Origin of the sequence: Pseudomonas sp. KCJK9016, from assembly GCF_046231795.1 — a bacterium.
Taxonomy (GTDB): domain Bacteria; phylum Pseudomonadota; class Gammaproteobacteria; order Pseudomonadales; family Pseudomonadaceae; genus Aquipseudomonas; species Aquipseudomonas bananamidigenes.
In genome coordinates this window covers 294250-300717 of sequence record NZ_JBJJMM010000004.1, presented here as the reverse complement: position 1 = coordinate 300717, position 6468 = coordinate 294250, and the positions used below count along the sequence as shown (strand labels likewise).

Annotated in this window: 14 protein-coding genes; all 14 read left to right on the top strand. The window is 54.7% G+C overall.

All coding sequences use genetic code 11. The features are described 5' to 3' along the window. Positions 1–184: 184 nt before the first annotated feature. The 14 genes from rpsJ to rplE all read left to right on the top strand — a co-directional run bounded on the left by rpsJ (position 185) and on the right by rplE (position 6462). Positions 185–496, top strand: a complete 312-nt coding sequence (gene rpsJ, locus ACK6BI_RS06020; RefSeq protein WP_003186070.1) for a 30S ribosomal protein S10 — start codon at positions 185–187, stop codon at positions 494–496. Between the two features lie 80 nt (positions 497–576). Continuing rightward, on the top strand, positions 577–1212 hold the full coding sequence (gene rplC, locus ACK6BI_RS06015) for a 50S ribosomal protein L3 (RefSeq protein ID WP_065259507.1): 636 nt from the start codon (positions 577–579) through the stop codon (positions 1210–1212). Between the two features lie 12 nt (positions 1213–1224). Beyond that, entirely contained in the window at positions 1225–1827 is a 603-nt protein-coding gene (gene rplD, locus ACK6BI_RS06010; protein ID WP_409316338.1) for a 50S ribosomal protein L4, read from the top strand. Next, complete coding sequence (rplW, locus tag ACK6BI_RS06005) at positions 1824–2123, top strand: 50S ribosomal protein L23 (RefSeq protein WP_002555488.1); 300 nt, start codon at positions 1824–1826, stop codon at positions 2121–2123. The genes rplD and rplW overlap by 4 nt, the downstream gene beginning before the upstream one ends. Before the next feature lie 14 nt (positions 2124–2137). Beyond that, positions 2138–2962: a 50S ribosomal protein L2 gene (gene rplB / locus ACK6BI_RS06000; RefSeq protein ID WP_065259508.1), complete on the top strand. Its 825-nt coding sequence runs from the start codon at positions 2138–2140 to the stop codon at positions 2960–2962. A gap of 16 nt (positions 2963–2978) precedes the next feature. Continuing rightward, positions 2979–3254: a 30S ribosomal protein S19 gene (gene rpsS, locus ACK6BI_RS05995; RefSeq protein ID WP_011336172.1), complete on the top strand. Its 276-nt coding sequence runs from the start codon at positions 2979–2981 to the stop codon at positions 3252–3254. A gap of 11 nt (positions 3255–3265) precedes the next feature. Then, positions 3266–3598: a 50S ribosomal protein L22 gene (gene rplV, locus ACK6BI_RS05990; protein WP_003304070.1), complete on the top strand. Its 333-nt coding sequence runs from the start codon at positions 3266–3268 to the stop codon at positions 3596–3598. A 13-nt stretch (positions 3599–3611) separates the two neighbouring features. Then, positions 3612–4298, top strand: coding sequence for a 30S ribosomal protein S3 (gene rpsC / locus ACK6BI_RS05985; RefSeq protein ID WP_007924192.1), 687 nt, complete (start codon positions 3612–3614; stop codon positions 4296–4298). Between the two features lie 12 nt (positions 4299–4310). Further along, complete coding sequence (gene rplP, locus ACK6BI_RS05980; protein WP_003228729.1) at positions 4311–4724, top strand: 50S ribosomal protein L16; 414 nt, start codon at positions 4311–4313, stop codon at positions 4722–4724. Beyond that, entirely contained in the window at positions 4724–4915 is a 192-nt protein-coding gene (gene rpmC, locus ACK6BI_RS05975; RefSeq protein WP_002555481.1) for a 50S ribosomal protein L29, read from the top strand. The genes rplP and rpmC overlap by 1 nt, the downstream gene beginning before the upstream one ends. A gap of 2 nt (positions 4916–4917) precedes the next feature. Further along, a complete protein-coding gene (gene rpsQ, locus ACK6BI_RS05970) occupies positions 4918–5184 on the top strand; it encodes a 30S ribosomal protein S17 (RefSeq protein ID WP_065259509.1) in 267 nt (88 codons plus the stop codon). A gap of 23 nt (positions 5185–5207) precedes the next feature. Continuing rightward, complete coding sequence (gene rplN, locus ACK6BI_RS05965) at positions 5208–5576, top strand: 50S ribosomal protein L14 (protein ID WP_002555479.1); 369 nt, start codon at positions 5208–5210, stop codon at positions 5574–5576. An 11-nt stretch (positions 5577–5587) separates the two neighbouring features. Next, on the top strand, positions 5588–5902 hold the full coding sequence (gene rplX / locus ACK6BI_RS05960) for a 50S ribosomal protein L24 (protein WP_003186046.1): 315 nt from the start codon (positions 5588–5590) through the stop codon (positions 5900–5902). A 20-nt stretch (positions 5903–5922) separates the two neighbouring features. Continuing rightward, complete coding sequence (rplE, locus tag ACK6BI_RS05955; RefSeq protein WP_003194642.1) at positions 5923–6462, top strand: 50S ribosomal protein L5; 540 nt, start codon at positions 5923–5925, stop codon at positions 6460–6462. The last annotated feature ends 6 nt before the right edge of the window (positions 6463–6468 follow it).

Below are 6468 nucleotides of genomic sequence, written 5' to 3'. Positions count from 1 at the left end.
AGGCGTCGTAGCCAAAATCATCGAGTAATCTCTTTTTAGAGAAGGCTTGATGAGTTGAAAAAGCCCCCGCTTAGCGGGGGCTTTTTTATTGGGTTGACACCTATCTGGGGCGTCTATAGAATTGCGCCTCCTTTTAACGGGCGTATTGCGCCCGGTGGGAATAGCAGCCGGAGTCTGAAATCCAATGCAAAATCAGCAAATCCGTATCAGGTTGAAGGCTTTTGACCATCGCCTGATCGACCAATCAACCCAGGAAATCGTGGAAACCGCGAAACGTACTGGTGCTCAAGTGCGTGGTCCAATTCCACTGCCTACCCGTAAAGAGCGGTTTACCGTTCTGGTTTCCCCGCACGTCAACAAAGACGCGCGTGACCAGTACGAAATCCGCACTCATAAGCGCGTTCTGGACATCGTTCAGCCAACGGATAAAACCGTTGATGCACTTATGAAGCTGGATCTTGCGGCCGGTGTGGAAGTGCAGATCAGCCTCGGCTAAGACTCGGTCTTGGTCGTGTAACGCTCTGAAATGGGCGGCCATAGCGGGTGAAAGCCCCGTACACTCATGAGGTTTACAACATGACTATTGGTGTAGTCGGTCGTAAAGCGGGTATGACCCGTATTTTCACCGAAGAAGGTGTCTCCATTCCGGTCACGGTCATTGAGATCGAGCCGAATCGCGTCACCCAGTTCAAAACTGAAGAAACCGATGGCTATCGTGCAGTGCAAGTCACTGTCGGCGAGCGTCGTGCTTCCCGTGTAACAGCTGCTCAGGCTGGTCACTTCGCCAAGGCGAACGTAGCTGCCGGTCGTACCGTGCTGGAATTCCGTCTTGAAGAAGGCGAATACAAGGCCGGTGACCTGATCAACGCTGAAATCTTCGCTGCTGGTCAGCTGGTTGATGTAACCGGTCAGTCCAAGGGTAAAGGCTTCCAGGGTACGATCAAGCGCTGGAATTTCCGCGGGCAAGATAACACCCACGGTAACTCCGTATCCCACCGCGTCCCAGGCTCTATCGGCCAGTGCCAGACTCCTGGTCGTGTATTCAAGGGCAAAAAAATGTCCGGTCATATGGGCGCTGAGCGCGTGACCGTGCAGTCCCTGGAAGTAGTGCGCGTGGACGCTGAACGCAATCTGTTGTTGGTCAAGGGTGCTGTTCCTGGCGCTACTGGCGGCAACGTGGTTGTACGTCCAGCAGCCAAGGCTCGCGGTTAAGGGGAAGCTGACATGCAATTAAATGTAAATGACGCTCAAGCGATCGAAGTTTCCGAACTGACATTTGGCGGCGAGTTCAACGAGACGCTGGTTCACCAAGCAGTCGTGGCCTACATGGCTGGCGGCCGTCAAGGTAGCAAGCAGCAAAAGACCCGTTCCGACGTTCGTGGTGGCGGCAAGCGCCCATGGCGTCAGAAAGGTACTGGCCGTGCTCGTGCCGGTACTATCCGTAGCCCAATCTGGCGTGGCGGCGGCACCACTTTCGCAGCTCGTCCACAGGATCACTCCCAGAAGCTGAACAAGAAGATGTATCGCGCAGCAATGCGTTCCATCCTTGCTGAGCTTGTGCGTACTGATCGTCTGGTCGTGGTTCAGGATTTCGCAGTTGAAACTCCGAAAACCAAAGACCTGCTGGGCAAACTGAACGGCATGAGCCTGACCGACGTACTGATCGTGTCGGACGCCGTTGATCAGAACCTGTACCTGGCTGCTCGCAACCTGCCGCACGTAGATGTACGTGATGTGCAAGGTTCCGATCCAGTTAGTCTGATCGCATACGACAAGGTGTTGATCACCGTGTCGGCCGTGAAGAAATTCGAGGAGCTGCTGGGATGAACCAGGAACGCGTATTTAAAGTTCTGCTTGGCCCGCACGTTTCCGAGAAGGCTACGGTTCTGGCGGACAAGAAAGGCCAGTTCGTTTTCAAGGTTGCTACCGATGCAACCAAGCTGGAAATCAAGAAGGCCGTCGAAAGCCTGTTCAGCGTGAAAGTTGAGCGTGTTACTACCCTGAATGTCCTGGGTAAGAGCAAGCGCACCGCTCGCGGTCTGGGCAAGCGTAATGACTGGAAGAAGGCAGTTATCTCCCTTCAGCCAGGCCAAGATCTCGATTTCAGCAGCAGTGCTGAGTAAGGAAGGGGTGCATCATGGCAATCGTTAAATGCAAACCGACTTCCCCTGGCCGCCGTTTTGTGGTCAAGGTGGTCAACCAGGAGCTGCACAAAGGCGCTCCTCACGCACCGCTGCTCGAGAAGAAATCGAAGTCTGGTGGTCGTAACAACAATGGCCGCATTACCACTCGTCACGTTGGTGGTGGTCATAAGCAGCATTACCGTATGGTCGATTTTCGTCGCAACGACAAGGATGGCATCGTCGCCACCGTCGAGCGTATCGAATACGATCCAAACCGTACTGCTCACATCGCTCTGCTGTGCTACGCAGACGGCGAACGCCGCTACATCATCGCCCCTAAAGGCGTGAGCGCTGGCGATCAGCTGGTAGCGGGTGCTCTGGCTCCAATCAAGCCAGGCAACGCTCTGCAACTGCGCAACATTCCGGTTGGTTCCACTGTACACGGTATCGAACTGAAGCCAGGTAAAGGTGCACAGATCGCTCGTTCCGCTGGTGCTTCGGCTCAGTTGATCGCTCGTGAAGGTGTTTACGTTACCGTGCGTCTGCGTTCCGGTGAAATGCGTAAAGTGCTGGCTGAATGCCGCGCGACCCTGGGCGAAGTCTCGAACTCCGAGCACAGCCTGCGTTCGCTGGGTAAAGCTGGTGCCAAGCGCTGGCGTGGCGTTCGCCCAACCGTTCGTGGTGTTGCCATGAACCCGGTTGACCACCCACATGGTGGTGGTGAAGGTCGTACCTCTGGTGGTCGTCATCCGGTATCGCCATGGGGCTTCCCGACTAAGGGCGCGAAGACTCGTGGTAACAAGCGTACCGACAAAATGATCGTCCGTCGTCGCAAGTAAATAGAGGGATACGACAGTGCCACGTTCTCTGAAAAAAGGTCCTTTTATTGATCTTCACCTACTGAAGAAGATCGAAGTGGCGGCGGAAAAGAACGATCGCAAACCAATTAAGACTTGGTCGCGCCGTTCGATGATCCTGCCACAAATGGTCGGTCTGACCATCGCAGTACACAACGGTCGTCAGCACGTCCCAGTTCTCGTTAACGAAGACATGGTCGGCCACAAACTGGGCGAGTTCGCCGGTACCCGCAACTATCGCGGGCACGTGGCAGACAAGAAAGCCAAGCGTTAAGGGGTAAGGAAATGGAAGTAGCCGCTAAGTTGTCGGGCGCTCGAATCTCCGCCCAGAAAGCCCGCTTGGTCGCCGACCAGATCCGCGGGAAGAAGGTGGGCGACGCGCTCAACCTGTTGGCTTTCAGCAGTAAGAAAGCCGCCGAGATCATGAAAAAAGTGCTGGAGTCGGCCGTGGCCAACGCCGAGCATAACGAAGGCGCAGACGTTGATGACCTGAAGGTCAGCACTGTTTTCGTCAACGAAGGGCGTTCGCTGAAGCGCATCATGCCACGTGCCAAAGGCCGTGCTGATCGCATCGTCAAGCGGTCTTGCCATATCACTGTCAAGGTTGCTGACAAGTAACGGAGTCGAAGAGATGGGTCAGAAAGTACATCCCATTGGCATTCGCCTGGGAATCGTCAAGGAGCACACCTCCGTCTGGTACGCAGACGGTCGGACTTATGCGGACTATTTGCTCGCAGATCTGAATGTGCGTGAGTATCTCCAAGACAAACTAAAAAGCGCGTCCGTAAGCCGTATCGACATTCATCGTCCGGCTCAAACTGCACGCATCACCATTCACACCGCTCGCCCAGGTATCGTAATCGGGAAGAAAGGTGAGGATGTTGAGAAACTGCGTCAGGACCTGACCAAGCAAATGGGTGTGCCTGTGCACATCAATATCGAAGAGATCCGCAAGCCGGAGCTCGACGGTATGCTGGTTGCCCAGAGCGTAGCTCAGCAGCTGGAGCGTCGTGTGATGTTCCGTCGCGCCATGAAGCGCGCCGTACAGAACGCCATGCGCATTGGTGCCAAAGGCATCAAAATCCAAGTGAGCGGTCGTCTCGGCGGTGCTGAAATCGCACGTACTGAATGGTATCGCGAAGGTCGTGTGCCACTGCACACCCTGCGTGCCGATATCGACTATGCCACCTACGAAGCTCACACCACTTACGGTGTGATCGGTGTAAAGGTTTGGATCTTCAAAGGCGAAGTAATTGGTGGTCGCCAAGAAGAACTGAAACCACAAGCACCAGCGCCTCGTAAAAAAGCTGCTAAGTAAGGGGTACGCCAAATGTTGCAACCAAAGCGTACGAAGTTCCGCAAGCAGATGACCGGCCACAACCGTGGTCTGGCGCTGCGCGGTAGCAAAGTCAGCTTCGGCGAGTTCGCGCTGAAGTCTGTTGCTCGTGGTCGTCTCACCGCTCGTCAGATCGAGTCAGCGCGTCGTGCTCTGACCCGTCACGTAAAACGTGGTGGCAAGATCTGGATCCGTGTATTCCCGGACAAGCCGATCTCCAAGAAGCCTCTCGAGGTTCGTATGGGTAAAGGTAAGGGTAACGTGGAATACTGGGTTGCCCAGATTCAGCCAGGCAAAGTCCTGTATGAAATCGAGGGTGTTTCTGAAGAGCTGGCGCGTGAGGCTTTCGCCCTGGCTGCTGCAAAGCTGCCGCTCGCCACCTCCTTTGTTAAGCGGACGGTGATGTGATGAAAGCGAATGAACTTCGTGAAAAATCCGCACAGCAGCTGAACGAGCAACTGCTCGGCTTGCTGCGCGACCAGTTCAATCTGCGTATGCAGAAAGCAACTGGCCAGTTGGGGCAGTCTCATCTGCTCTCGCAAGTTAAGCGTGACATCGCTCGCGTGAAGACTGTGCTCAACCAGCAGGCAGGTAAGTGATCATGGCTGAAGCCGAAAAAACTGTCCGTACGCTGACTGGCCGTGTTGTCAGCGACAAGATGGACAAAACCATCACCGTTCTGATCGAGCGTCGCGTGAAGCACCCGATCTACGGTAAATACGTTAAGCGTTCGACTAAGCTGCACGCGCACGACGAAACCAATCAGTGCCACATCGGCGACAAGGTCACTATTCGTGAAACTCGTCCGATGGCCAAGACCAAGTCTTGGGCGCTGGTTGAAGTTCTCGAACGCGCTGTGGAAGTCTAAGGGCTAGGGGTCGGAGAAATTATATGATTCAGACTCAATCCATGCTCGATGTGGCCGATAACAGCGGCGCTCGCCGCGTTATGTGCATCAAGGTGCTGGGTGGCTCCCATCGTCGTTACGCTGGTATCGGTGACATCATCAAAGTTACCGTGAAGGAAGCAATTCCTCGCGGTAAGGTGAAAAAAGGCCAAGTGATGACTGCTGTTGTAGTCCGCACTCGTCACGGCGTACGCCGTGCTGATGGCTCCATTATCCGCTTTGATGGCAACGCTGCTGTTCTGTTGAACAACAAGCAAGAGCCGATCGGCACCCGTATCTTTGGGCCAGTGACCCGTGAACTTCGTACTGAGAAGTTCATGAAGATCGTCTCGCTCGCCCCAGAAGTGCTGTAAGGAGATCCGACATGCAAAAGATTCGTCGTGACGACGAGATCATCGTGATCGCCGGCAAAGACAAAGGCAAGCGCGGTAAGGTGCTGAAGGTTCTGGCTGACAACCGTCTGGTTGTTGGTGGTCTGAACCTGGTCAAGCGTCATACCAAGCCTAACCCGATGTCGGGCGTACAAGGCGGTATCGTCGAGAAAGAAGCGCCACTGCACGCTTCCAACGTTGCCATCTTCAACGGCGAAACCAACAAGGCTGACCGCGTTGGTTTCAAAGTGGAAGACGGTAAGAAAATTCGTGTCTTCAAGTCGACCCAAAAAGCGGTTGATGCTTGAACACTGCTAGGTAGAAGACCATGGCACGACTACAAGAGATTTACCGGAAGGAAATCGCTCCCAAGCTGAAGGAAGAACTGAAGCTTGGCAACGTGATGGAAGTTCCGCGCGTTACCAAAATCACCCTGAACATGGGTCTGGGCGAAGCGATCGGTGACAAAAAAGTCATCGAGCACGCTGTTGCTGACCTGGAAAAGATCACCGGCCAGAAAGTCGTTGTGACCTACGCTCGCAAATCCATCGCTGGCTTCAAAGTCCGCGAAGGTTGGCCGATCGGTGTCAAAGTGACTCTGCGCCGTGAGCGTATGTACGAGTTCCTGGATCGTCTGCTGTCGATCTCCCTGCCTCGGGTTCGCGACTTCCGCGGCCTGAATGCCAAGTCCTTTGATGGTCGTGGCAACTACAGCATGGGCGTGAAAGAGCAGATCATCTTCCCGGAAATCGACTACGACAAGATCGATGCTCTCCGCGGTCTGGACATTACCCTGACCACCACTGCCAAGAACGATGACGAAGGCCGCGCTCTGCTGCGTGCTTTCAAATTCCCGTTCCGCAACTGATTGGAG